Origin of the sequence: Streptomyces sp. NPDC001851 (assembly GCF_040297165.1) — a bacterium.
Lineage (GTDB): Bacteria > Actinomycetota > Actinomycetes > Streptomycetales > Streptomycetaceae > Streptomyces.
This window is the reverse complement of sequence record NZ_JBEOYR010000027.1, coordinates 64,502-85,497: the sequence shown is the minus strand read 5'-3', so window position 1 is coordinate 85,497 and position 20,996 is coordinate 64,502. Positions and strand designations below refer to the sequence as shown.

General features: G+C 70.9%; 19 protein-coding genes and 1 other RNA gene. 4 read left to right on the top strand and 16 right to left on the bottom strand.

The window, feature by feature from the left end:
- Positions 1 to 28: 28 nt before the first annotated feature.
- Positions 29 to 601 carry a YqgE/AlgH family protein gene (locus ABT171_RS32325; RefSeq protein ID WP_351249945.1) on the bottom strand — a complete coding sequence of 191 codons (573 nt, stop codon included), beginning with the start codon at positions 599 to 601 and terminating at the stop codon, positions 29 to 31.
- A gap of 275 nt (positions 602 to 876) precedes the next feature.
- Here ABT171_RS32325 and murA point away from each other — a divergent pair, with 275 nt between their 5' ends.
- Complete coding sequence (gene murA / locus ABT171_RS32320; RefSeq protein WP_351249944.1) at positions 877 to 2,217, top strand: UDP-N-acetylglucosamine 1-carboxyvinyltransferase; 1,341 nt, start codon at positions 877 to 879, stop codon at positions 2,215 to 2,217.
- Positions 2,218 to 2,400: 183 nt separating this feature from the next.
- On the opposite strand, the gene ABT171_RS32315 is transcribed toward murA, so the two are convergent.
- The 6 genes from ABT171_RS32315 to ABT171_RS32290 all read right to left on the bottom strand — a co-directional run bounded on the left by ABT171_RS32315 (position 2,401) and on the right by ABT171_RS32290 (position 9,456).
- Entirely contained in the window at positions 2,401 to 2,682 is a 282-nt protein-coding gene (locus ABT171_RS32315; RefSeq protein ID WP_023550134.1) for an HU family DNA-binding protein, read from the bottom strand.
- A gap of 332 nt (positions 2,683 to 3,014) precedes the next feature.
- Positions 3,015 to 4,430, bottom strand: a complete 1,416-nt coding sequence (locus tag ABT171_RS32310) for an NAD-dependent malic enzyme (protein ID WP_351249943.1) — start codon at positions 4,428 to 4,430, stop codon at positions 3,015 to 3,017.
- A 388-nt stretch (positions 4,431 to 4,818) separates the two neighbouring features.
- Complete coding sequence (locus tag ABT171_RS32305; protein WP_351249942.1) at positions 4,819 to 7,170, bottom strand: HelD family protein; 2,352 nt, start codon at positions 7,168 to 7,170, stop codon at positions 4,819 to 4,821.
- Positions 7,171 to 7,230: 60 nt separating this feature from the next.
- Complete coding sequence (locus ABT171_RS32300; RefSeq protein WP_351249941.1) at positions 7,231 to 8,010, bottom strand: anti-sigma factor family protein; 780 nt, start codon at positions 8,008 to 8,010, stop codon at positions 7,231 to 7,233.
- 50 nt (positions 8,011 to 8,060) lie between these two features.
- Positions 8,061 to 8,645, bottom strand: a complete 585-nt coding sequence (locus ABT171_RS32295) for a sigma-70 family RNA polymerase sigma factor (protein WP_030167252.1) — start codon at positions 8,643 to 8,645, stop codon at positions 8,061 to 8,063.
- 217 nt (positions 8,646 to 8,862) lie between these two features.
- Positions 8,863 to 9,456 (bottom strand): CGNR zinc finger domain-containing protein, encoded by a 594-nt coding sequence (locus tag ABT171_RS32290; protein WP_351249940.1) that lies wholly within the window; start codon positions 9,454 to 9,456, stop codon positions 8,863 to 8,865.
- A gap of 106 nt (positions 9,457 to 9,562) precedes the next feature.
- Here ABT171_RS32290 and ABT171_RS32285 point away from each other — a divergent pair, with 106 nt between their 5' ends.
- Positions 9,563 to 10,069 (top strand): GNAT family N-acetyltransferase, encoded by a 507-nt coding sequence (locus ABT171_RS32285; RefSeq protein ID WP_351249939.1) that lies wholly within the window; start codon positions 9,563 to 9,565, stop codon positions 10,067 to 10,069.
- 46 nt (positions 10,070 to 10,115) lie between these two features.
- Here the strand turns inward: ABT171_RS32285 and ABT171_RS32280 are convergent, their stop codons facing one another.
- The 3 genes from ABT171_RS32280 to ABT171_RS32270 form a co-directional block, all read right to left on the bottom strand.
- On the bottom strand, positions 10,116 to 11,276 hold the full coding sequence (locus ABT171_RS32280) for a uroporphyrinogen-III synthase (protein WP_351249938.1): 1,161 nt from the start codon (positions 11,274 to 11,276) through the stop codon (positions 10,116 to 10,118).
- Positions 11,277 to 11,362: 86 nt separating this feature from the next.
- Positions 11,363 to 12,754: a nitrate/nitrite transporter gene (locus tag ABT171_RS32275; RefSeq protein ID WP_351249937.1), complete on the bottom strand. Its 1,392-nt coding sequence runs from the start codon at positions 12,752 to 12,754 to the stop codon at positions 11,363 to 11,365.
- 154 nt (positions 12,755 to 12,908) lie between these two features.
- Complete coding sequence (locus ABT171_RS32270) at positions 12,909 to 13,868, bottom strand: LysR family transcriptional regulator (RefSeq protein ID WP_351249936.1); 960 nt, start codon at positions 13,866 to 13,868, stop codon at positions 12,909 to 12,911.
- Positions 13,869 to 13,953: 85 nt separating this feature from the next.
- Here ABT171_RS32270 and ABT171_RS32265 point away from each other — a divergent pair, with 85 nt between their 5' ends.
- Positions 13,954 to 15,159 (top strand): MFS transporter, encoded by a 1,206-nt coding sequence (locus tag ABT171_RS32265; protein WP_351249935.1) that lies wholly within the window; start codon positions 13,954 to 13,956, stop codon positions 15,157 to 15,159.
- A 99-nt stretch (positions 15,160 to 15,258) separates the two neighbouring features.
- On the opposite strand, the gene ssrA is transcribed toward ABT171_RS32265, so the two are convergent.
- The 5 genes from ssrA to ftsE form a co-directional block, all read right to left on the bottom strand.
- Positions 15,259 to 15,628: a transfer-messenger RNA gene (gene ssrA / locus ABT171_RS32260) on the bottom strand.
- A gap of 115 nt (positions 15,629 to 15,743) precedes the next feature.
- Positions 15,744 to 16,286, bottom strand: a complete 543-nt coding sequence (gene smpB, locus ABT171_RS32255) for an SsrA-binding protein SmpB (protein ID WP_351249980.1) — start codon at positions 16,284 to 16,286, stop codon at positions 15,744 to 15,746.
- A gap of 69 nt (positions 16,287 to 16,355) precedes the next feature.
- Positions 16,356 to 17,540 carry a S41 family peptidase gene (locus tag ABT171_RS32250; RefSeq protein ID WP_351249934.1) on the bottom strand — a complete coding sequence of 395 codons (1,185 nt, stop codon included), beginning with the start codon at positions 17,538 to 17,540 and terminating at the stop codon, positions 16,356 to 16,358.
- Positions 17,541 to 17,607: 67 nt separating this feature from the next.
- Complete coding sequence (ftsX, locus tag ABT171_RS32245; RefSeq protein ID WP_351249933.1) at positions 17,608 to 18,528, bottom strand: permease-like cell division protein FtsX; 921 nt, start codon at positions 18,526 to 18,528, stop codon at positions 17,608 to 17,610.
- 33 nt (positions 18,529 to 18,561) lie between these two features.
- Positions 18,562 to 19,251: a cell division ATP-binding protein FtsE gene (gene ftsE, locus ABT171_RS32240; protein ID WP_030348507.1), complete on the bottom strand. Its 690-nt coding sequence runs from the start codon at positions 19,249 to 19,251 to the stop codon at positions 18,562 to 18,564.
- Positions 19,252 to 19,488: 237 nt separating this feature from the next.
- Between ftsE and ABT171_RS32235 the strand changes: the two genes are divergently transcribed.
- Positions 19,489 to 19,680 (top strand): hypothetical protein, encoded by a 192-nt coding sequence (locus ABT171_RS32235; protein ID WP_351249932.1) that lies wholly within the window; start codon positions 19,489 to 19,491, stop codon positions 19,678 to 19,680.
- Positions 19,681 to 19,795: 115 nt separating this feature from the next.
- Here ABT171_RS32235 and ABT171_RS32230 read toward each other — a convergent pair whose 3' ends face one another.
- Positions 19,796 to 20,725, bottom strand: a complete 930-nt coding sequence (locus tag ABT171_RS32230) for a hypothetical protein (RefSeq protein ID WP_351249931.1) — start codon at positions 20,723 to 20,725, stop codon at positions 19,796 to 19,798.
- Between the last annotated feature and the right edge of the window lie 271 nt (positions 20,726 to 20,996).

The window sequence follows — 20,996 nt, the reverse complement described above, 5'->3', positions numbered from 1 at the left end:
AGCCCCAGGGTACTGAAGCGGACGCGCATCAGTTGAGCGACGGGTCGTCCGGGTACGTCGCCACCATCGCCAGCTCGTTGCGCTGGCGGCGCAGTACCTCCCGCCAGAGTCTTTCCGGGGCCGGCGAGGAGACGTCCCCGGGCTCCGACTCGACCACGTACCAGGCGCCCTCGACCAGCTCGTCCTCCAGCTGACCGGGGCCCCAGCCGGAGTATCCGGCGAAGATCCGCAGGGACCCGAGGGCCGCGGCGAGCAGCTCGGGCGGGGCCTCCAGGTCGACCAGGCCGATCGCGCCGTGCACCCGGCGCCAGCCGAGCGGGGCGAGGTCGCCGTTCGCACCGCCCGGGATGACCGCGATGCCGAGCGCCGAGTCGAGCGAGACCGGGCCGCCCTGGAAGACGACGCCGGGCTCGCCGGCGAGGTCGGCCCAGCCCTCCAGGATGTCGCCCACGTCCACCGGGGTGGGGCGGTTGAGGACGACGCCGAGGGAACCCTCCTCGTCGTGGTCGAGAAGGAGCACCACCGCGCGGTCGAAGTTCGGGTCCGCCAGGGCGGGAGTGGCCACGAGCAGCCGCCCTGTGAGCGAGGACACCTCGGTCATGCCAGACATGATCCCGCATCTTCCCCTTCGGTGGGGAGCCAATCGGCGTGCCGGAGTGAACGCAGCTCAGGGAGGACGGGAGCACCCCGGGCGCACATCCCGGACGGTGACCCCATGTGCCCGAAAGGGAACGGTTCGTGTTGTGACACAGCTATGACGTGTCCGGGTGGTACTCGGACTTACGGACGGGGGGTAATCGGCGATTACCCTGTCTTCCCGGCCCCTGCGCACAGTGATCGGCCGGCCCCTGCCCAACTCATCGGAACGCGAGATACATGACCGTCAACGACGATGTCCTGCTTGTCCACGGCGGAACCCCGCTGGAGGGCGAGATCCGTGTCCGCGGTGCGAAGAACCTCGTACCGAAGGCCATGGTCGCCGCCCTGCTGGGCAGCGCGCCGAGCCGGCTGCGCAACGTCCCCGACATCCGTGACGTGCGGGTCGTCCGCGGCCTGCTGCAGCTGCACGGGGTGACGGTCCGTCCGGGCGAGGAGCCCGGCGAGCTGGTGCTCGACCCGACGCACGTCGAGAGCGCCAACGTGGCGGACATCGACGCCCACGCGGGCTCCAGCCGTATCCCGATCCTGTTCTGCGGCCCGCTCCTGCACCGTCTCGGCCACGCGTTCATCCCGGGCCTCGGGGGCTGCGACATCGGCGGCCGGCCCATCGACTTCCACTTCGACGTGCTGCGCCAGTTCGGCGCGACCATCGAGAAGCGCGCGGACGGACAGTACCTGGAGGCGCCGCAGCGGCTGCGCGGGACGAAGATCCGGCTGCCGTACCCGTCCGTCGGCGCGACCGAGCAGGTGCTGCTGACGGCCGTACTCGCCGAGGGCGTAACGGAGTTGTCCAACGCGGCCGTCGAGCCGGAGATCGAGGACCTCATCTGCGTGCTGCAGAAGATGGGCGCGATCATCGCGATGGACACCGACCGCACGATCCGCATCACCGGTGTGGACAAACTCGGCGGCTACACCCACCGCGCCCTGTCGGACCGCCTGGAGGCCGCCTCCTGGGCGTCCGCGGCCCTCGCCACCAACGGCAACATCTACGTCCGCGGCGCCCAGCAGCGCTCGATGATGACGTTCCTGAACACCTACCGGAAGGTGGGCGGTGCCTTCGAGATCGACGACGAGGGCATCCGTTTCTGGCACCCCGGCGGCCAGTTGAAGTCCATCGCGCTGGAGACGGACGTGCACCCCGGTTTCCAGACCGACTGGCAGCAGCCGCTGGTCGTGGCGCTCACGCAGGCCACGGGCCTGTCCATCATCCACGAGACGGTCTACGAGTCCCGCCTCGGCTTCACCTCGGCCCTCAACCAGATGGGCGCCCACATCCAGCTCTACCGCGAGTGCCTGGGCGGCTCCGACTGCCGCTTCGGCCAGCGCAACTTCCTGCACTCCGCGGTCGTCTCCGGCCCCACCAGGCTGCAGGGCGCCGACCTGGTCATCCCCGACCTGCGCGGCGGCTTCTCGTACCTGATCGCGGCCCTGGCCGCCGAGGGCACCTCCCGCGTCCACGGCATCGACCTCATCAACCGCGGCTACGAGAACTTCATGGAGAAGCTCGTGGAACTGGGCGCGAAGGTGGAACTGCCGGGCAAGGCGCTCGGCTAGGCGTCACGAACGCCACAAGGGCGGCCCCCCTCGGCAAGAGGAGGGCCGCCCTTGTGGCGTCTTCAGCTGAGGCGCGCCCCAAAGGGGCGCGGGGAACTGCGCGACCAGCCACTGCCGGCCCGCAGTCACCCGCGGCGCTTCCGTCGAACGGCGCTCAGTGGCCCGGCGCTCGAAGCGGAGCGTCTACTTGCCCTTGGCCGCTTCCTTGAGCTTGGAGCCCGCGGTGACCTTCACGCTGTAGCCGGCGGGGATGTTGATGGGCTCGCCGGTCTGCGGGTTGCGCGCGGTGCGAGCGGCACGGTGGGTGCGCTCGAAGGTCAGGAAGCCCGGGATGGTGACCTTCTCGTCGCCCTTGGCGACGATCTCGCCGACGGTCTCGGCGAACGCGGCCAGCACGGCGTCGGCGTCCTTGCGGGTCACCTCGGCGCGGTCGGCCAGCGCGGCCACCAGCTCACTGCGGTTCATGTTGTTACTCCCGTGTATTTCTTGCCGTTGGGGTGTGCCACGCGGCGGATCCGCCCGAGGCACTGCGATGCCGATGCGCTCGCGCCCAGGGACGCATCCTGCCCCTACCTGCGGCGGTAAAGCCAATCCGGCACCCGTAGGAGTCGTGAGAACACCCTGGGGAGTCACACGAAAGGCGCCCGCTCGGCGTCACCCTAGAGCGCGCCCGGCATCGGCTGGTTCCACGACGCGCCGGTGCGGGGGCCGACCGTGGTGATCCTCACAGCCCTTGCACAGTACGGTACGCCGTCATCCGGCTGACGCCCGGACGCCCCCTTCCCTTCACCGGACGGCTAGACCGTCGCCCCGGCCGCCTTCGCCGCCTCGCGGACCGCTCCGGCGACCGCGCCCGCGACCTTGTCGTTGAAGACGCTGGGGATGATGTAGTTCGGGTTCAGCTCGTCCTCGGTCACCACGTCGGCCAGGGCCTTCGCGGCGGCGAGCATCATCTCGGTGTTGACGGTGCGGGACTGCGCGTCCAGCAGGCCGCGGAAGACGCCCGGGAAGACCAGCACGTTGTTGATCTGGTTCGGGAAGTCGGAGCGGCCGGTGGCCACAACGGCCGCCGTCTGGCGGGCGATTGCCGGCTCCACCTCGGGGTCGGGGTTCGCGAGCGCGAACACGATCGCGCCCTCGGCCATGGCGGCCACGTCGTCGCCGTCGAGGACGTTCGGGGCCGAGACGCCGATGAACACGTCGGCGCCGCGCACGGCTTCCTTCAAGGTGCCGGTGAGGCCCTCGGGGTTGGTGTTGTCGGCGATCCAGCGCAGCGGCGAGTCGGCGGGGGCGTTCACCAGGTCCTCGCGGCCGGAGTGGACGACACCGTGGATGTCGGCGACGACGGCGTTCTTCACGCCGGCCGCGAGCAGCAGCTTGAGGATGGCCGTACCGGCGGCGCCGGCGCCGGACATGACGACCCGGATGTTCTCGATCGCCTTCTCCGTGACGCGCAGGGCGTTGGTGAGGGCGGCGAGGACGACGATCGCGGTGCCGTGCTGGTCGTCGTGGAAGACGGGGATGTCCAGGGCCTCGCGCAGCCGGGCCTCGATCTCGAAGCAGCGGGGCGCGGAGATGTCCTCCAGGTTGATGCCGGCGAACCCGGGGGCGATCGCCTTGACGATCTCCACGATCGCGTCGCTGTCCTGGGTGTCCAGGCAGATCGGCCAGGCGTCGATGCCGGCGAAGCGCTTGAAGAGGGCCGCCTTGCCCTCCATGACGGGCAGGGCCGCCTTGGGGCCGATGTTGCCGAGGCCGAGCACGGCGGAGCCGTCCGTCACGACCGCAACGGAGTTGCGCTTGATGGTGAGGCGGCGGGCGTCCTCGGGGTTCTCGGCGATCGCCATGCAGACGCGGGCCACACCGGGCGTGTAGACCATGGAGAGGTCGTCACGGTTGCGGATGGGGTGCTTCGACGCCATCTCGATCTTGCCGCCGAGGTGCATCAGGAACGTACGGTCGGAGACCTTGCCGAGGGTGACGCCCTCGATCCCGCGCAGCTGCTCGACGATCTCCTCGGCGTGGGCCGTGGAGGTGGCCGCGATGGTCACGTCGATCCGGAGCTTCTCGTGGCCGGACGCGGTGACGTCGAGGCCGGTCACCGAGCCTCCGGAGGACTCCACGGCGGTGGTGAGCTGCGAGACGGCGGTTCCGCTCGCGGGCACCTCCAGCCGGATGGTCATCGAGTAGGAGACGCTGGGCGCCGTTGCCATGGCCGACTTCCTCTGCTTTCACCGTGTCGCGAGTTGTGCCGTCCGATCGTCGCACCTACCCGTGAGTACGTGATAGTCGCCCGGCATTGCGGACGTTTTGTTCACAGCAGGCGCACGGTCAGGCGCGCATTTTCGGAAATACACTTCCACCATACGAGAAACGATCAGGTGGGGGAAGGGTCGCGCCGGGCAAAGAAAGAGGCCCACGTCACATGCGTGACGTGGGCCTCCCACGGTTATGACACCGACCCGCCATGCTCGCCTCGCGGCAAGTGGTCCCTCGCAGGGACAAAGGTTGGGCCCGGGGGCTTGGATCGAGCCGGTGCCGTATCCAGGCTAACAAACGGATGCCGAGGACCATTCCCCCCGCGGGGAGTTCACAGAAAAGTCAGTCCCTCAGCAGATCCGGCACCCCCGTCGCGTCCGGCTCGTCCCGCTCCCCCGAGACCACCGTCAGCTGCTGGGTGGCCCGGGTCAGCGCCACGTAGAGCACACGCAGTCCGGCCGGGGACTCGTCGGCGATCTCCGCCGGGGAGACGACCACGGTCGCGTCGTACTCCAGGCCCTTGGCCTCCAGGCTGCCGAGCGCCACCACCCGGTCGCCGAGCCCGGCCAGCCAGCGCCGGGCCTCCTCGCGCCGGTTCATGGCGACGACCACGCCGACCGTGCCGTCCACCAGCGCCAGCAGCCGCTCGGCCTCGGCGCGCACGGTGGCCGCCAGGGACTCGCGTACGACCGTGAAGCGCGGCTGGACGCCGGTGGACCGCACCGCGCTGGGCGCCTGGGAGCCGGGCATGGCGAGCGCGAGCACCTTGGCGGCCAGCTCGGCGATCTCGGCCGGGTTGCGGTAGTTCACGGTGAGCTGGAAGCGGCGCCGGGGGCGGGTGCCGAGGGCCTCGTCACGGGCCTCGGCCGCCTCGTCCGGGTCGGACCAGGAGGACTGCGCCGGGTCGCCGACGACCGTCCAGGTGGCGTGCCGGCCACGGCGGCCGACCATGCGCCACTGCATCGGCGTGAGGTCCTGCGCCTCGTCCACGATGACGTGCGCGTACTCGGTGCGCTCCTGCGCGAGCCGCTCGGCCCGCTCCCGCTGGGTCTCCTCGCGCACCGGCATCAGCTCCTCCAGGCCGGTGAGCTGGTCCAGCGGGTCCAGCTCGCGCCGCTTCTTCGGGCGGGCCGGGGCGCCGAGGATCGCCTGCAGCTCGTCCAGCAGGGCGATGTCGTGCACGGTGAGGCCGTCCCGCTGGAGCGACCGGGCCACTTTGCGGATCTCGCCGGGGTTGAGGACGCGGCGGGCCCAGCGGCCGAGCCGCTTCTCGTCGGCCATGGCGGCGAGCACCGCCTTCGGCGTCAGCTCGGGCCACCAGGCGTCGAGGAAGGCGATGAAGGAGTCCTCGCTCGTGACGTCCTCGTCGAAGGAGGAGCGCAGCTCGGCGGCCAGCTCGGGGTCGCTGTGCCGGGAGGCCCCGCCGGACTTCGCCCACAGGGCGTCCAGGAGCAGCTTGCGGGCGCGCGGCCGGAGCAGGTTGACGGGCGCGGTGCCGCCGAGTGCGGTACGGCGGATCCGTTCCAGTTCCTGCGCCTCCAGCTCCAGACGGCGCCCGAAGGCGACGACCCGCAGGCGGGTCGGTGACCCGGTGACCGCCCGCGGCTCGGCGTCCTCGTCCCGCACCGGAGCGGTGGGCCCGAGCTCCAGCGCGCCCCGGGCGGCCTTCCGCAGCACCTTCAGCATGCGGTACGAGCCCTTGGCGCGGGCCACGGACGGGGAGTCGTACAGGGTGGCCTCGGCGCCGTCGACGAGCGAGCCGATCGCGCGGATGGCGACCTGCCCCTCCTCGCCGAGCGAGGGCAGCACGCCCTCGGTGTAGGCCACGAGCAGCGGGGTCGGCGAGACGATCAGGATGCCGCCCGCGTAGCGTCTGCGGTCCTGGTAGAGCAGATAGGCGGCGCGGTGCAGGGCGACGGCGGTCTTGCCGGTGCCCGGACCGCCCTCCACATAGGTGATGGAGGCGGCGGGGGCGCGGATCACCAGGTCCTGCTCGGCCTGGATGGAGGAGACGATGTCCCGCATGGTGTGGCTGCGGGCCTGGCCGAGGGCGGCCATGAGGGCGCCGTCGCCGATGACGGGCAGCTCCCGGCCGTCGAGGTAGGCGGTCAGCTCGGGCCGCATCAGGTCGTCCTCGACGCCGAGCACCCGGCGCCCCTTGGACCGGATGACCCGGCGCCGTACGACCCGGCCGGGCTCGACCGGGGTGGAGCGGTAGAAGGGCGCGGCGGCGGGCGCCCGCCAGTCGATGACCAGCGGCGCGTAGTCCTGGTCGAGGACGCCGATGCGCCCGATGTGCAGGGTCTCGGCGACGTCGGCGGTGTTGTCGGGCCGGACCGCGCCCTCCGCGGGCTCGACCGCCGTGTAGGCGCCGTCGGGCCCCTTCTTCCCGTCCTTCCCGGGCAGCAGGTCGATCCGCCCGAAGAGGAAGTCCTCGAACTCGTTGTTGAGCCGGTTCAGGTGGATGCCGGCCCGGAAGACCTGCGCGTCCCGCTCGGCCAGCGCACCCGGGGTGCCGACCTGGCCGCGCTGGGCCGCGTCGTTCATCAGGAACTCGGCTTCGTGGATCTTCTCTTCCAGCCGCCGGTACACCCGGTCCAGGTGTTCCTGTTCGACGCTGATCTCCCGGTCACGGACGGAATCGTGTGCGTCCTGTACCGAGCCGACCGCGGACTGCTGAACCTGAGCGGCCACCGGGCCCCCTTCTGACGTGCTGGGCAGCCGTCAACCGTACGCGAAGGGGGCCGGTCGAAGCTACGCGTCCACTTGCACCAGCTTCTTGCCCTCGAAGGTCACGACCTCGAAATGGTCGATCTCGTTCGGCTTGAAGGCCGCGGCACCGCCGATGTAGAGCGGCTTCCTGGACTCCGGGGTCTTGCCGTCCGGGATGCCGTAGCCCCAGTTCGGCACGGACCACGACGACATGGTCACGCGCTGTCCGTTCTTCGCGACGAGCACCAGGGAGCACTTGAGCGGCCCCTTGGCGTTCTTCAGTTCCAGCACCGCCTGGGTGCCCCAGTCCTTCTGCTCCATGCCGACGGTCGCGCTGATCCGGGACGACGGGTCGGTGGCCGACTTCTTGTCGGGCATGGCCGCGAAGGTGGTCTGCGCCGAGGACGCGGTGACCTGGCCGCTGCCGGACGAACCGCTGTTCACCGCGACCGCCGCCAGCGGACCGGCGATGATCAGGGCAGCCGCGGCCGCGATCATGTAGAAGCTGCGCCGGCGCTTCTGGGCGCGCTTCTCGGCGACCTCGTCGACCAGCTTCTCCACCAGCCGCGGACCGGGCTTGGCGGACAGCGAATCGCCGATCGCGGGGGTGCTGCCGGAGCCCGGCAGGTCCGCGAGCGCGGCCAGCATCGGCTCCATCCCGGCCAGCTCGTCCAGCTGCTGGGCGCACCACTCGCAGCCCGCGAGGTGCGCTTCAAAAGCGGTTGCCTCGGCGTCGTCGAGGATCCCGAGGGCGTACGCGCCGACGGTCTCGTGCTCGTTCGGCACCGAAGATCCCGATGGGGGGCTCATGGGCCCAGACATACCCGGACCACCCGCCCCGAATCCCTGCATCCCCCCGTATCCGCTGCTCATCACGCCGTCACCCCCCGCTCCTCAAGTGCCAGCTTCATCGATCGCAGGGCGTAGAACACCCGAGAGCGCACCGTGCCACTGGGAATACCCAGTGTCTCGGCCGCCTCATTGACCGTACGCCCCTTGAAGTACGTCTCGACGAGTACCTCCCGGTGGGCCGGGGTCAGGTCGTCGAGCGCGTCCGACAGCGTCATCAGCCACAGCGCCTTGTCGATCTCGTCCTCCGCGGGGATGACCTCCAGCGGCGACGGATCGACCTCCTGCGGCCGGGCCTGCCGGCTGCGGTGGCCGTCGATGACGATGCGGCGCGCGACCGTCACCAGCCAGGGGCGTACCGAACCGGTCGCCCGATTGAGCTGACCGGCGTTCTTCCAGGCACGGATGAGCGTTTCCTGTACGACGTCCTCGGCGCGCTGCCGGTCACCGGCGACGAGGCGCAGGACATACGCGAGCAGGGGTCCGGCGTGCTCTCGATACAGGGCACGCATCAACTCCTCGTCAGGTTCCGAGGGCTGTGAGGACATGCGATGTCGGGCCCTCGATCCACGTTCATTGGCCACGGCCGCATCCTTGCGCACGCCCACCTCCGGTGTCCGGGGGTTCCCCCAGTCGGTCGCTCGCCCACCCGTACGGAAGGGAGCGGCGCGGTGTTCAAACGGAGGTGACAGAATTCTTCGAAGTGACGTGACGAGCGGGACATGCACGCACATTCCCACCGCGTGATCTTTACATTTCCGACACATCGCCGGGGCCGGCGAAACGTTCCCGTGTATCTACCACCCAAACCTGGTGTTACGGAAATCACGCTCGCGCGATGGCGGCCCGCCGCCGGTGCCGGGCCACCCGCTCCCGGTTCCCGCAGACCTCACTGGAGCACCACCGCCGGCGCCTCCCCCGGGAGGTGTCCAGGTACACGAGCGGGCAGTTGTCCCCCTCGCACTCCCGCACGGCCGCCCGCGCGACGGGGTCGGTGAGCAGCTCCACGGCGTCCCGCGCGACGAGCGCGAGCAGCCCCGCGCAGGCCGGCGGACCGGCCAGCTCCCGGGCGAGCCCGCCGTCCGGACCGCGTACGGCACGCGGGGCGGGGGTCTCGGCACGCGCGACCTCGTTGACCCGCCGGAGCGCGCTCTCGTACGACGGCGTGTCCGGCGCGTACGGATCGCGCACCAACTGCCCGACATGGGCGCGCAGTTCCCTGAACCCCACGAGCCAGGAGGCGTCGGCGTGACCGAGCTCCGTACCCTCCGGCACCAGCCCGGCCCCACCGATCCACGCGCACAACGCCTCCACGCCGTCCAGCCGTTCCGCCGGGTGCGTGGTCGCGAGGAGATCGAGACAGATCCGCCCGGCGTCGAACCGCAGTGCGTACGGGGGCGTGGCCGTACTCAGTGCCATGTGCCTGTCACCGCCTAGCCGGGAAGCGGGGGTCTCCTCCTCACAGTGCCCGCCCCGGGCTCCCGCCGGAACCCCTGGCGCCGGGCCTCCTGGGTACAGTCGGACGATGACCGAGCTGCAGCGGCTGCGCGCCGACCACGCTCCGGCGGTCCTGGCCTTCGAGCTGGCGAACCGCGCCTACTTCGCGGCCTCGGTCTCCGACCGGGGCGAGGCGTACTTCGAGCGGTTCGCCGAGCGGTTCGACGCCCTGCTGGCCGAACAGGAGGCCGGCGTCTGCGCCTTCCACGTGCTCGTCGCCGAAAACGGCTCGGTGCTCGGCAGGTTCAACCTGACCGACATCGCGGACGGCACGGCGGAACTCGGCTACCGGGTCGCCGAGCACGCCACCGGCCGCGGTGTGGCGACGGCGGCGGTCCGGGAGCTGTGCCGGCTGGCGGCGGAACGGTACGGGCTGCACACGGTCAGGGCGGCAGCGGCCCTGACCAACACCGCGTCCCGGAGGGTGCTGACGAAGGCGGGTTTCATCCCCGTGGGACCGGCCGACCCGGCCGACGTCGGGGGCAGGCCGGGGACCTGGTACCGGCTCAGCGTGCCGCTTCGGCCGCGAACGTGAGGAACTCCGTCCGGTTCGAGGCGGCCCGAACGAGGCCCCAAGCCGCCTACGCGTCCGCGTACTTCGCGTCCGTCGCCGGGTCCAGCGCCAGCCGGTACCCGCGCTTCACCACCGTCTGGATCAGCTTGGGCGCCCCCAGGGCCGTACGGAGACGGGCCATCGCCGTCTCCACCGCGTGTTCGTCGCGGCCCGCGCCCGGCAGGGCGCGCAGCAGGTCCGCCCGGGGGACGACCCAGCCGGGGCGCCGGGACAGGGCCCGGAGCAGGGACATGCCCGCCGGGGGGACCGGCTTCAAGGCGCCGTCCACGAGCACCGCGTGGCCGCGGATCTCCACCCGGTGACCGGCGACCGGCAGGGCGCGGGCGCGGGCCGGGAGTTCCTGGCAGAGGACCTGGACGAGGGGGCCCAGACGGAAGCGCTCCGGCTGGACCGTGTCCACGCCGTGCGCCTGGAGGGGTACGGCGGTCACCGGGCCCACACAGGCCGGCAGGACGTCGTGGACGAGTGCCGACAGCAGGTCCGGCAGGAGGCCCCTCGCCTCCGCCCGCTCCAGCAGGGACGCGGCGGCGGGGGCGCTCGTGAACGTGAGCGCGTCCAGGGACCGGGAGACGGCCGCGTCCAGGAGGCGGTCCAGCGGGGCGATGTCCTCCGGGGGCATCCAGCGGTACACCGGGACCGGGACGACCTCGGCTCCGCCGGCGCGGAGGGACTCCACGAAGCCCGGGAGCGGTTCGCCGTGCAGCTGCACGGCGATACGGCGGCCGTCGACGCCCTCCGCCAGGAGGCGGTCCAGGACCTCGGCCAGGGATTCCGAGGAGGGGGACCACTCCTCCGTGAGGCCGACCGCGCGGATCGCTCCCTTGACCTTGGGGCCCCGGGCCAGCAGTTCCGCGCCGCGCAGCCGCCCGAGCAGCTGCTCGCCGAGGCCCCAGCCGTCGGCGGCCTCGACCCAGCCCCGGAAACCGATCGCCGTGGTGGCCACGACCACGTCCGGCACCTGGTCGATGATCTCCTTCGTGGCGGCGAGGAGTTCGCCGTCGTCGGCCAGCGGCACGATGCGCAGGGCGGGGGCGTGCAGGATCGCGGCACCGCGCCGCTGGAGCAGGGCGCCCAGCTCGTCGGCCCGGCGCGCGGCGGTGACGCCCACGGTGAATCCCGCGAGCGGACCGAGCTCGGGGGCTCCGGATTGCTGCTCTTCGTCGTACATGGACTCTCCTAGCTGACCGGCGCGCGAATCGAGCCTGTCAACGGCGCGTGACAGGCTCGGTTCGGGGTGATGTCACCGGTGTTACGTCACACTTCCGCGTAGCTGAGCTGCGGCTTCGCCTCAGCCGTGGTCTGCGTCCGCGCCTGCCCCGCCGTACGGCGAAGGTATACGGCCCACGTGACCGCGAAGCAGACGCCGTAGAAGGCGAGGAAGGCGATGAACGCGCCGGTGCCGGAGCCGTAGGACAGGAAGGACTGGCGGAAGGCGAGGTTGATGCCGACTCCGCCGAGCGCTCCGACCGCGCCGATGAGGCCCATGGAGGCGCCGGAGAGGCGGCGGCCGTGGGCTGCGGCGGCCTCCCCCTCCAGGCCCATGGCCAGGGCCTTGGCCTGGAAGATGCCCGGGATCATCTTGTACGTCGAACCGTTCCCGAGCCCGCTGAGCACGAACAGCACGACGAAGACGGACACGAACAGCGGCAGCGACTTCTGCATGCCGGCGACGATCAGCACGGCGGTGGCGGCGGCCATACCGACGTAGTTCCACAGGGTGATGCGGGCACCGCCGTAACGGTCGGCGAGCCAGCCGCCGACGGGGCGGATCAGGGAGCCGAGCAGCGGGCCGATGAAGGTCAGGTAGGCGGCCTGCAGGGGCGTACGGCCGAACTGGTTCGTCAGGACCTGGCCGAAGGCGAAGCTGTAGCCGATGAAGGAGCCGAAGGTGCCGATGTAGAGGAAGGCCATGATCCAGGTGTGGGCGTCCTTCGCTGCGTCCCTGGCCGCGCCGGTGTCGTTCCTCACCGTCGCCAGGTTGTCCATGAAGGAGGCGGCGCACACGGCGGCGACGACGATCAGCGGGATGTAGATGCCCAGCAGGACGCGCGGGCCGCCGCTCGCGCCGATGACGGCGAGGGCGACCAGCTGGATGACCGGCACGCCGATGTTGCCGCCGCCCGCGTTCAGACCCAGCGCCCAGCCCTTCTTCCTGAGCGGGAAGAAGGCGTTGATGTTGGTCATGGACGAGGCGAAGTTGCCGCCGCCGATGCCGGCCAGCAGGCCGACCAGGAGGAACGTGGTGTAGGAGGTGCCCGGCTCCATGACCGCGAACGCGGCGACCGTCGGGACCAGCAGCAGGCTCGCCGAGATGATCGTCCAGTTGCGGCCGCCGAAGACGGCCACGGCGAAGGTGTAGGGGACGCGGACGACGGCGCCGACGAGCGTGACCACCGAGGTCAGCAGGAACTTGTCGGCGGGGGTCAGGCCGTACTCCGGGCCCATGAAGAGGACGAGGACGGACCACAGGGTCCAGACCGAGAAGCCGATGTGCTCCGAGAGCACGGAGAACCACAGGTTCCGGTTGGCGGTCCGTTCCCCGGTCGCCTTCCAGAACCCCTCGTCCTCCGGATCCCAGCGTTCGATCCAGCGGCCACCGCGACGGGTTGGGGCTGAGGGGGCTGGTGTTGGGGCTGGGGCTGTCATCACGCCTCCACGGGACTACGGCTGCACGGTCTGCCCGTCGACCTGCCATCGACCGACTCAGCCCGAAGGTAGGGAGGGCTCGTTTCCTGCCTGTGGCGGTGCATGACCGCGAGGGAACGTTGCTCTCACTCGCCGCCCCCGTGGCCCGTGAGGGTCATCCCGCCGCGCGCAAGGCGTCCGCGTCGTCGGCCGGCATCCAGCCGCCCGCGGGCCGCCGCAGCCACCCCTCCGCCCGTGCCAGCCCGGCCGCCGCCCGGCGCAGCGCGTCCAGTCCGGGATGCACCAGCCCCTTCCGCCACACGAGGGAGACCGGCGACAGCGGGACGGGATCGACGAGGGGCCGGCGCACCGTGCGGGGCATCGCCGGAAAGTCCACCACCGCCAGCACGGGGTGGCGGGTCTTGGCCATGATCCGCTCGAACTCCTCGTCCCCGAAGGCCGGCGGGAGGGGCGGGGCGAGCCGGATGCCGCGCCCCTCGAAGAGCCGGCCCGCCAGGTCGGTCCACTCCCGGGTGCGCGGGTTCCCGGCGCCGGCGTACACCGTCTCGCCGGCCAGCGCGGACAGGGGCACTTCGGCGAGCGCGGCCAGCGGATGGTCCTCGGGCAGGACGACGGCCATCGGCTCGCAGCGCACCGGCTGCTGCTCCAGCGCGGACCGCAGCGCCGGGTCCAGGCCGGCGAAACGGCCGAAGGAGGCGTCCAGCCGGCCGGCCAGCAGTTCGCCGGCGGCCCCGGTCAGACCGCTCTCGTAGCGGGCCATCAGCTCGCAGTCGGGGGCGAGTTCACGGGCCCGGTGCAGCACCCGGCGGCCGGTGAGCAGGCCCGGCGAGTTGAGGTCCACCAGCAGCGGGCGGGACCGGCCGGGGGCGAAGGCGGCGAGCAGGTCGTCCTGGGCGGCCAGGACCCGCCGGGCGTGCGGCAGCAGCCGCGCGCCGTCCGCGGTCAGCGTCACCTGCCGGGTCGTCCGCACGAACAGCTCCGCCCCCAACTCCCGTTCCAGCCGCCGCACATCCCGGCTGAGCGCCTGCTGGGCGACGTACAGGCGGGCCGCGGCGCGGGTGAAGTGCAACTCCTCCGCGACGACGACGAAGGCACGCAGGAGACGGGGGTCCATGGCCGGGAACTTACAACACACGTGAGTGAATCGGGCGGGAGAAGGTGTTGGACCCCTTGATCCGCTCGGGGCGAGAGTGGCTCACATGCCCTCGGTCATATCCACCACCCACGGCTACCGCCGCCTCTTCCGCCTCCCCGGCACCCGCGCCTTCACCCTCGGCAACCTCCTCGCCCGGCTGCCCATGGGCATGTTCAGCGTGAGCGCCGTCGTGATGATCGCCGGGTCGCGGGGCTCGTACGCCCTCGCCGGTGCCGTCACCGCCACCGGTCTCGCGGCGACCGCGCTGGCCGGGCCCTGGGTCGCCCGGCTCGTCGACCGGTACGGGCAGGCCCGCATCGCCGTACCGGCCACGCTCGCGTCCGTGCTCGGCAGCCTCGCGTTGCTGCTGTGCGTGCGCTACGGCGCCCCGGACTGGACCCTCTTCGCCGCCTACGCCCTCACCGCGACCACCCCGAACATCGGCGGCCTCTCCCGCGCCCGCTGGGCCCACCTGCTGCGCGACGAGCCCGGCGCGCTGCACACCGCCCACTCCTTCGAACAGGCCGCCGACGAGCTGTGCTTCATGCTCGGCCCGGTGCTGGCCTCGTTCCTCACCGGCACCTTCTTCCCGGAGGCGGGCACGCTCACGGGCGCGGTGCTGCTGCTCTCCGGCATGCTCCTGTTCACCGCCCAGCGGGCCACCGAGCCGCCGCCGCGGGCCCGTTCCCGGGCCCCCTCGCCGCTGCGCAGCCCGGGCATCCCGCCGCTGCTGGCCTGCTTCACCGCGACCGGGGCGGTGTTCGGCTCCATGGAGGTCGTCACGATCGCGTACGCCGACGCGCAGGGACACCGGCCGGTGGCCGGCGCAGTCCTCGCCCTGCAGGCGGCGGGCTCGTGCGCGGCCGGTCTGGCGTACGGCGCGCTGAAGCCGGCAGGGCTGCGGCTGAGCCACTGCCTGACGGGAATGGCCGTACTGATGACACTGCCGTGGGCGGCGGCCGGCCTCACCGGTTCGCTGTGGACGCTGGCGGGTGCGCTGCTGGTCGCGGGGATGGCGACGGCGCCGACGATGGTGACGGCGATGACGCTGGTGCAGCAGCGGACCCCGGCCGACCGGCTCAACGAGGGGATGAGCCTGATGGTGACCGGGCTGCTCGCAGGAATCGCGTGCGGTTCGGCGGCGGGCGGCTGGGCGGCGGAGCAGCTGTCTCCCACCGTCGCGTACGCCGCACCGGCGACCGCCGCTGCCGCCGCCCTGGGGCTGGCCGCGCTCACCGGCGCCGGCCGGGTGCCGCTGCGACAGCGATGAAGCGCCCCGTAAGGCCCGTGGCGCTGCCCCAAAGGCGAAGGCCCCGCCGCTCGAAAGCGACGGGGCCTTGCCCACATGGGGTGACCCCCGGAGGGGCCTTCGTGGAGATGGCGGGAATCGAACCCGCGTCCAACGGTGCGGAATCAGGGCTTCTCCGTGTGCAGTCCGCTTCGCTTTTCTCGGCCCCGGAGATCACGCGGACAAGTCTCCGACGGGCTCAGTCACTGTTTGATTTCCCTCTACACCCCGTGACCGGGTCTAGAGGTTTAGTTCCCTAGCTGATGCCAGGATCCGGGTCGGGAACAGCCCCGGGCTGACACTTCGCAAGTCGCTACTTAGGCAGCGAGGGCGAAGGAATCGCGCTTGGTGTTGGCGATTATTTTTTGCGACATATGGTTTACGAGATCATTGCCGCTTCCTCGACACGCTTCCCCTGCTTCGACAGCCGCTGTCGAAACCGATCATCCCCATGTTGATTTTTCAATCCCCTCCGTGGAAGGGGGCGCGCACCCTCTGCGGAGTGCAGTGCACATCGTACGTGACCAACGCACGACGATGCCAGCCTATTCCCCGGCGGCCGGCCGCTAGAGGCCGCGCTGCCTGCGCTTCGCCGCCGCGATCGCCCGGTCCGACTCCCGCCGGTCCTGCTTCTCCCGCAGCGTCTGCCGCTTGTCGTACTCCTTCTTGCCGCGTGCGAGGGCGATCTCGGCCTTCGCCCGGCCGTCCTTGAAGTAGATGGCGAGGGGCACGATCGTGTGACCCGTCTCCTGGGACTTCGACTCCAGCTTGTCGATCTCCTCGCGGTGCAGGAGCAGCTTGCGCTTGCGGCGCGCGGAGTGGTTGGTCCAGCTGCCCTGGTGGTACTCGGGGATGTGGGCGTTGTGCAGCCACGCCTCGCCGCGGTCGATCTGGACGAAGCCGTCGGTCAGCGAGGTCCGCCCCTCGCGCAGCGACTTGACCTCGGTGCCCATGAGCACGAGCCCGGCCTCGTAGGTGTCGATGATCGCGTAGTCGTGCCGGGCCTTCTTGTTCTGGGCGACGATCTTGCGCTTGCCGCCCTTCTCGCCGTCCCTGGCCTTGGCGGCCCCGCCGCCCTGCTTGGGCTGGGACTCCTTCGGTACGTACATTCCCTTGCTCATAGTGCCGCCCATTTTCGCACTACGGAGGGGCCGTGCGTACAGCCGATTAACACGGCGCTACGACGGGTTGCCCAGCCCTGTGAGCACGGTCTCCGCCCGCGGCAGGGACTGCGCCGGCCCCGCCTCCAGGTCCGGGGTGATGCCCCGGCCGTCGACGGTGTGGCCCAAGGGGGTGCGGTAGTGGCCGACGGTCAGCTCGGCCACCGAGCCGTCGGGGAGTTTCGTCGGCATCTGGATGGAGCCCTTGCCGAAGGTGCGCGAGCCGATCACCACCGCGCGGCCCCGGTCCTGCAGGGCCCCGGTGAGCAGCTCGGCCGCGCTCATCGTGCCGCCGTCGACCAGGGTGACCAGCGGCCGGGCGGTGTCGCCGCCGGGCTCGGCGTGCAGGGAGCGCTGGGCGCCGTCGACGTCGTAGGTGGCGACCAGGCCGCCGTCGAGGAAGGCGGAGGACGTCTCCACCGCCTCGGTGACCAGGCCGCCGGAGTTGCCGCGCAGGTCGAGGACGATCCCGCCGTCGGCCGGGACCTGCCGTACCGCGGCGTGGACGGCGTCCCCGGTGCCCTTGGTGAACGCGGCGATCTTGATGACGGTGACCCCGCCGGGCAGTCTGCTCACCGTCACGGAGTGGGTGGACAGGCTGGCCCGGCGCATTTTCTCGGTCCACGCGCGCGTGCCGCGTTCGAGACCCAGGGTGACGGCCGTACCGGCGGCCGCGTCGCCGGCGTCGCCGCGCAGTAACGAGACCACCTCGGTGACCGGCCGGCCGTCGACCTCGCGGCCGTCCACGCTGCGCAGCCGGTCGCCCGTGCGGACCCCGGCCTCCGCGGCGGGCGAGCCGGGCTGCACCCTGGTCACCTCGATCCGGCCGTCCCGGTCGCTGCGCGCCCACAGTCCGACGCCGGTGTAGCGGCCGTCGAGGGCGTCCTGGAACTCCTGGTACTCGTCTTCGGAGTAGACGGCGCCCCAGCGGTCCCCGCTGCGGCTGACGGCCCGCTCGGCGGCCTCCATCGGGGACTTGCCGTCGGCCATCGCCTCGGCGGCGGCCCTCTGCACGTCCTCGTGCCGGGTGGCCGGGGGCACGGGCCCGAAGGCGGCCCCGCGCACGGGGGTACCGGTCTCCGGGAAGGAGCCGGTGGCGGCACCGGCGACCAGGACACCGGCGAAGACCAATGTCAGGGCGGCCCCGCGGCGGATGCGACGGGGCTGGCTGAACAGGTCTCCGCACAGCTCTCGGCCTGACATGGCGGTGAGTCTAGGACAACGCGAAGGACCGTACGGCCGGATGTCCGTACGGTCCTCTTGGCATGCGTCACACCTTCAGGTACTTGCGCAACGCGAAGAACGCCGCCAGCGACGGCATCACCACGCTCGTGGCGAGGATCAGCGGCAGCTTGGTCAACACCGCGTCCCAGCCGACGAAGTTGATGAGCTGGAGCTTGTGGGACAGCGCCATGCCGTGGTCGATGGTGAAGTACCGGCCGACCACCAGGGCCACACAGGCGAGCCCGCCGCCGATGAGTCCGGCGACCGCGGCCTCGGCGATGAACGGCGCCTGGATGTAGAAGCCCGAGGCGCCGACCAGCCGCATGATCCCGGTCTCACGCCGGCGGCTGAACGCCGAGACACGCACGGTGTTGACGATCAGCAGCAGCGCGACGACCAGCATCAGCGCCATCACGCCGAGCGCGCCCCGGTTCATCAGGTTCAGCAGCGTGAAGAGGTTGTCCAGGATGCCCTTCTGGTCCTGCACGGACTGCACACCGGCGCGCCCGTTGAAGGCCGAGGCGATGACCTGGTACTTCTGCGGGTCCTTGAGCTTGATCCGGTACGACTCCTGCATCTGGTCCGGCGTGAGCGAACCGGCCAGCGGGGAGTTCCCGAACTGCTCCTTGTAGTGCTTGTACGCCTGGTCCTGCGACTCGTAGGAGACCTTCTCGACGACCGACGTCATCTTGTTCAGATCATCGAGGATCTGCTTCTTCTGGTCCGCCGTGACCGCGCCCTTGGCGCAGTTGACGTCCGATTCGGCGTCGTGCTTGTTGCACAGGAAGATCGAGACGTTGACCTTGTCGTACCAGTAGCCCTTCATGGTGCTCACCTGGTCGCTCATCAGCAGCGAGCCGCCGAAGAGGGACAGGGACAGGGCGACGGAGACGATGACGGCGAAGGTCATCGTCAGGTTGCGGCGGAGACCGACACCGATCTCCGACAGGACGAACTGGGCGCGCATGGCGTCTGGTCGAGCCTTTCGTCGTGAACTTGCTTAGTGCTGGTAGCCGTAGACGCCGCGGGCCTGGTCGCGGACGAGGCGGCCCTTCTCCAGCTCGATGACGCGCTTGCGCATCTGGTCCACGATGTTCTGATCGTGTGTCGCCATGATGACCGTGGTGCCCGTCCGGTTGATGCGGTCGAGCAGCTTCATGATGCCGACGGAGGTCTGCGGGTCGAGGTTGCCGGTGGGCTCGTCGGCGATCAGCAGCTTGGGCCGGTTGACGAAGGCCCGCGCGATGGCCACGCGCTGCTGCTCACCACCGGACAGCTCGCCCGGCCTCCGGTCCTCCTTGCCGCCGAGCCCGACGAGATCGAGCACCTGCGGCACGGACTTGCGGATCTCGCCGCGGGACTTGCCGATGACCTCCTGTGCGAAGGCCACGTTCTCCGCGACGGTCTTGTTCGGCAGGAGCCGGAAGTCCTGGAACACCGTCCCGAGCTGGCGGCGCATCTGCGGCACCTTCCAGTTGGAGAGGCGCGCGAGGTCCTTGCCCAGGACGTGCACCTGGCCGTGGCTGCACCGCTCCTCGCGGAGCAGGAGCCGCAGGAAGGTGGACTTTCCGGAGCCGGAGGACCCCACGAGGAACACGAACTCGCCCTTCTCCACCTCCAGGGAGACATCCCTGAGTGCGGGGCGGGTCTGCTTGGGGTAGACCTTGGAGACGTTGTCGAATCGGATCACGGATGCACCACGGGTCGCCGGGGGTAGATGAGCGTGACCATACGCGAACCGGGTGTGCAAGTGCAGTCGCAGGACGAGGTTGGGTAAGGCTTGTACGTTTTTGTACCGGGCCCGGTCCATGCCCGGCTCCCCGAGGCCCCGCGCATGCACTCCGCGAACCTGGCACAGTGGAGGGGGGAACGTTCTGGTTCCCGTGAACGTTGTACGAGCGATGGCCGGTGCAAGGAGGGCGAGCGCATGACGTACGACCGGTTGGTGTGCGCGAATTGCGCGGCGCCCGTGAGCGAGGGCCGGTGCCCGGTGTGCCGTGCCAACCGCGAGCGACTGCAGCAAGAGAGTTTCCTGGGCGGGGTCAGCCCGATGGCGCTGATCGCGCTGCTGGCGGTGCTGGTCGCCGCGGTGGCGCTGCTGGCGCACCAGACCGCGTGAAAAACGCGTGAAAAAACTCTGAAAAGCCCTGAGAAACAGCGTCAGGGCCCGGAGCGCCGAGCTCCGGGCCCTTCTGCATGCGCGGTGCGTGCGCAGCGTGACCGTGGTGTTACGGTCAGGCCGCAGCGCCGCCGCGGCCGTTGACCAGACGCGGCAGGACGCGGAAGCCGACGCCGCCGGCGATCATCGTCGCGGCGCCGATGACCAGGAACGCGGTCTGGCCGGCACCGGTTTCGGCGAGCTGCTTGCCGCTGCCCTTGCCCTGGGCCTGCGTGTCGGAGCCGGTGTCGGTGAGCTCCGAGGAACCCTCCTCCTGCGAGGCGTTGTTGTTGCCGCCCTGCGGGGTGTCGTGGTTCCCGCCGGTGCCGTGACCGCCACCCGTGCCGTGACCGCCGCCGGTGCCGCCGTTGTTGCCGGTACCGCCGTTGTTGCCGGTACCGCCGTTGTTGCCGGTACCGCCGTTGTTGCCAGTGCCACCGTTGTTACCGGTACCACCGTTGTCGCCGGTGCCACCGTTGTTGCCGGTACCGCCGTTGTTGCCGGTGCCACCGTCGGTGGTGCCGCCGTCCGTGGTGCCGCCGTCGGTCGTGGTGCCACCGTCCGTGGTGCCGCCGTCGGTCGTGGTGCCACCGTCCGTGGTGCCACCGTCGGTCGTCGTGCCACCGTCGGTGGTGCCGCCGTCCGTGGTGCCGCCGTCGGTCGTGGTGCCACCGTCCGTGGTACCGCCGTCGGTCGTGCCACCGTCGGTCGTCGTGCCACCGTCCGTGGTCCCGCCGTCGGTCGTGCCACCGTCGGTCGTCGTGCCACCGTCCGTGGTGCCACCGTCCGTGGTGCAGACGGCGATCGGGCAGCCGCCGTCGGTGGTACCACCGTCGGTGCCGCCGTCGTCACCTCCGGTGTTCGTGTGCGCGCCCAGGCTGATCGGCCCCGCCTGGACATCGAGGTCCAGGGCGGACGCCGCGCCGGCTGCGGTCAGTGACGCACCGGCCGCGATCACGGCGCCGGCGGCTATCCGCGCGACCCGGATCCGCGTCTTCTTCGTCATATGGTTGCTACCCCCAGTAGCTGTTCGTCGATGAGGCCGCGCGTGGGGCGTGCCGTGATCGACGGAGGCAGCTGGCGACGAAGAACGCGTCTCGATCCCCCGGTTCACATGCGCCCCAGATGTACGCATGCCGCGCCTCACCCTTCCGATTTTTCAAAGCAACGTCAAGGGCGTTGCGGGCGCGATGTCCGTTGGGGTGGTGTTTGGGGTGGGTTGAAACCTGTGAGTGTGATGTAAAACCCAGACATAAGACAACTGCCGCCCTGCGGGC

Excerpts from the sequence above, each read along its gene's own strand:
- ABT171_RS32310 (WP_351249943.1), bottom strand. The coding sequence starts at position 4,430 with ATGGCAACGGCGCCCAGCGTCTCCTACTCGATGACCATCCGGCTGGAG.
- ABT171_RS32315 (WP_023550134.1), bottom strand. The coding sequence starts at position 2,682 with ATGAACCGCAGTGAGCTGGTGGCCGCGCTGGCCGACCGCGCCGAGGTG.
- ABT171_RS32230 (WP_351249931.1), bottom strand. The coding sequence starts at position 20,725 with ATGACGAAGAAGACGCGGATCCGGGTCGCGCGGATAGCCGCCGGCGCC.
- smpB (WP_351249980.1), bottom strand. The coding sequence starts at position 16,286 with ATGTACGTACCGAAGGAGTCCCAGCCCAAGCAGGGCGGCGGGGCCGCC.
- ABT171_RS32325 (WP_351249945.1), bottom strand. The coding sequence starts at position 601 with ATGACCGAGGTGTCCTCGCTCACAGGGCGGCTGCTCGTGGCCACTCCC.
- ABT171_RS32300 (WP_351249941.1), bottom strand. The coding sequence starts at position 8,010 with ATGTCTGGGCCCATGAGCCCCCCATCGGGATCTTCGGTGCCGAACGAG.
- ABT171_RS32265 (WP_351249935.1), top strand. The coding sequence starts at position 13,954 with ATGCCCTCGGTCATATCCACCACCCACGGCTACCGCCGCCTCTTCCGC.
- ABT171_RS32270 (WP_351249936.1), bottom strand. The coding sequence starts at position 13,868 with ATGGACCCCCGTCTCCTGCGTGCCTTCGTCGTCGTCGCGGAGGAGTTG.
- ABT171_RS32280 (WP_351249938.1), bottom strand. The coding sequence starts at position 11,276 with ATGTACGACGAAGAGCAGCAATCCGGAGCCCCCGAGCTCGGTCCGCTC.
- murA (WP_351249944.1), top strand. The coding sequence starts at position 877 with ATGACCGTCAACGACGATGTCCTGCTTGTCCACGGCGGAACCCCGCTG.
- ABT171_RS32250 (WP_351249934.1), bottom strand. The coding sequence starts at position 17,540 with ATGTCAGGCCGAGAGCTGTGCGGAGACCTGTTCAGCCAGCCCCGTCGC.
- ABT171_RS32275 (WP_351249937.1), bottom strand. The coding sequence starts at position 12,754 with ATGACAGCCCCAGCCCCAACACCAGCCCCCTCAGCCCCAACCCGTCGC.
- ABT171_RS32235 (WP_351249932.1), top strand. The coding sequence starts at position 19,489 with ATGACGTACGACCGGTTGGTGTGCGCGAATTGCGCGGCGCCCGTGAGC.
- ABT171_RS32290 (WP_351249940.1), bottom strand. The coding sequence starts at position 9,456 with ATGGCACTGAGTACGGCCACGCCCCCGTACGCACTGCGGTTCGACGCC.
- ABT171_RS32285 (WP_351249939.1), top strand. The coding sequence starts at position 9,563 with ATGACCGAGCTGCAGCGGCTGCGCGCCGACCACGCTCCGGCGGTCCTG.
- ftsX (WP_351249933.1), bottom strand. The coding sequence starts at position 18,528 with ATGCGCGCCCAGTTCGTCCTGTCGGAGATCGGTGTCGGTCTCCGCCGC.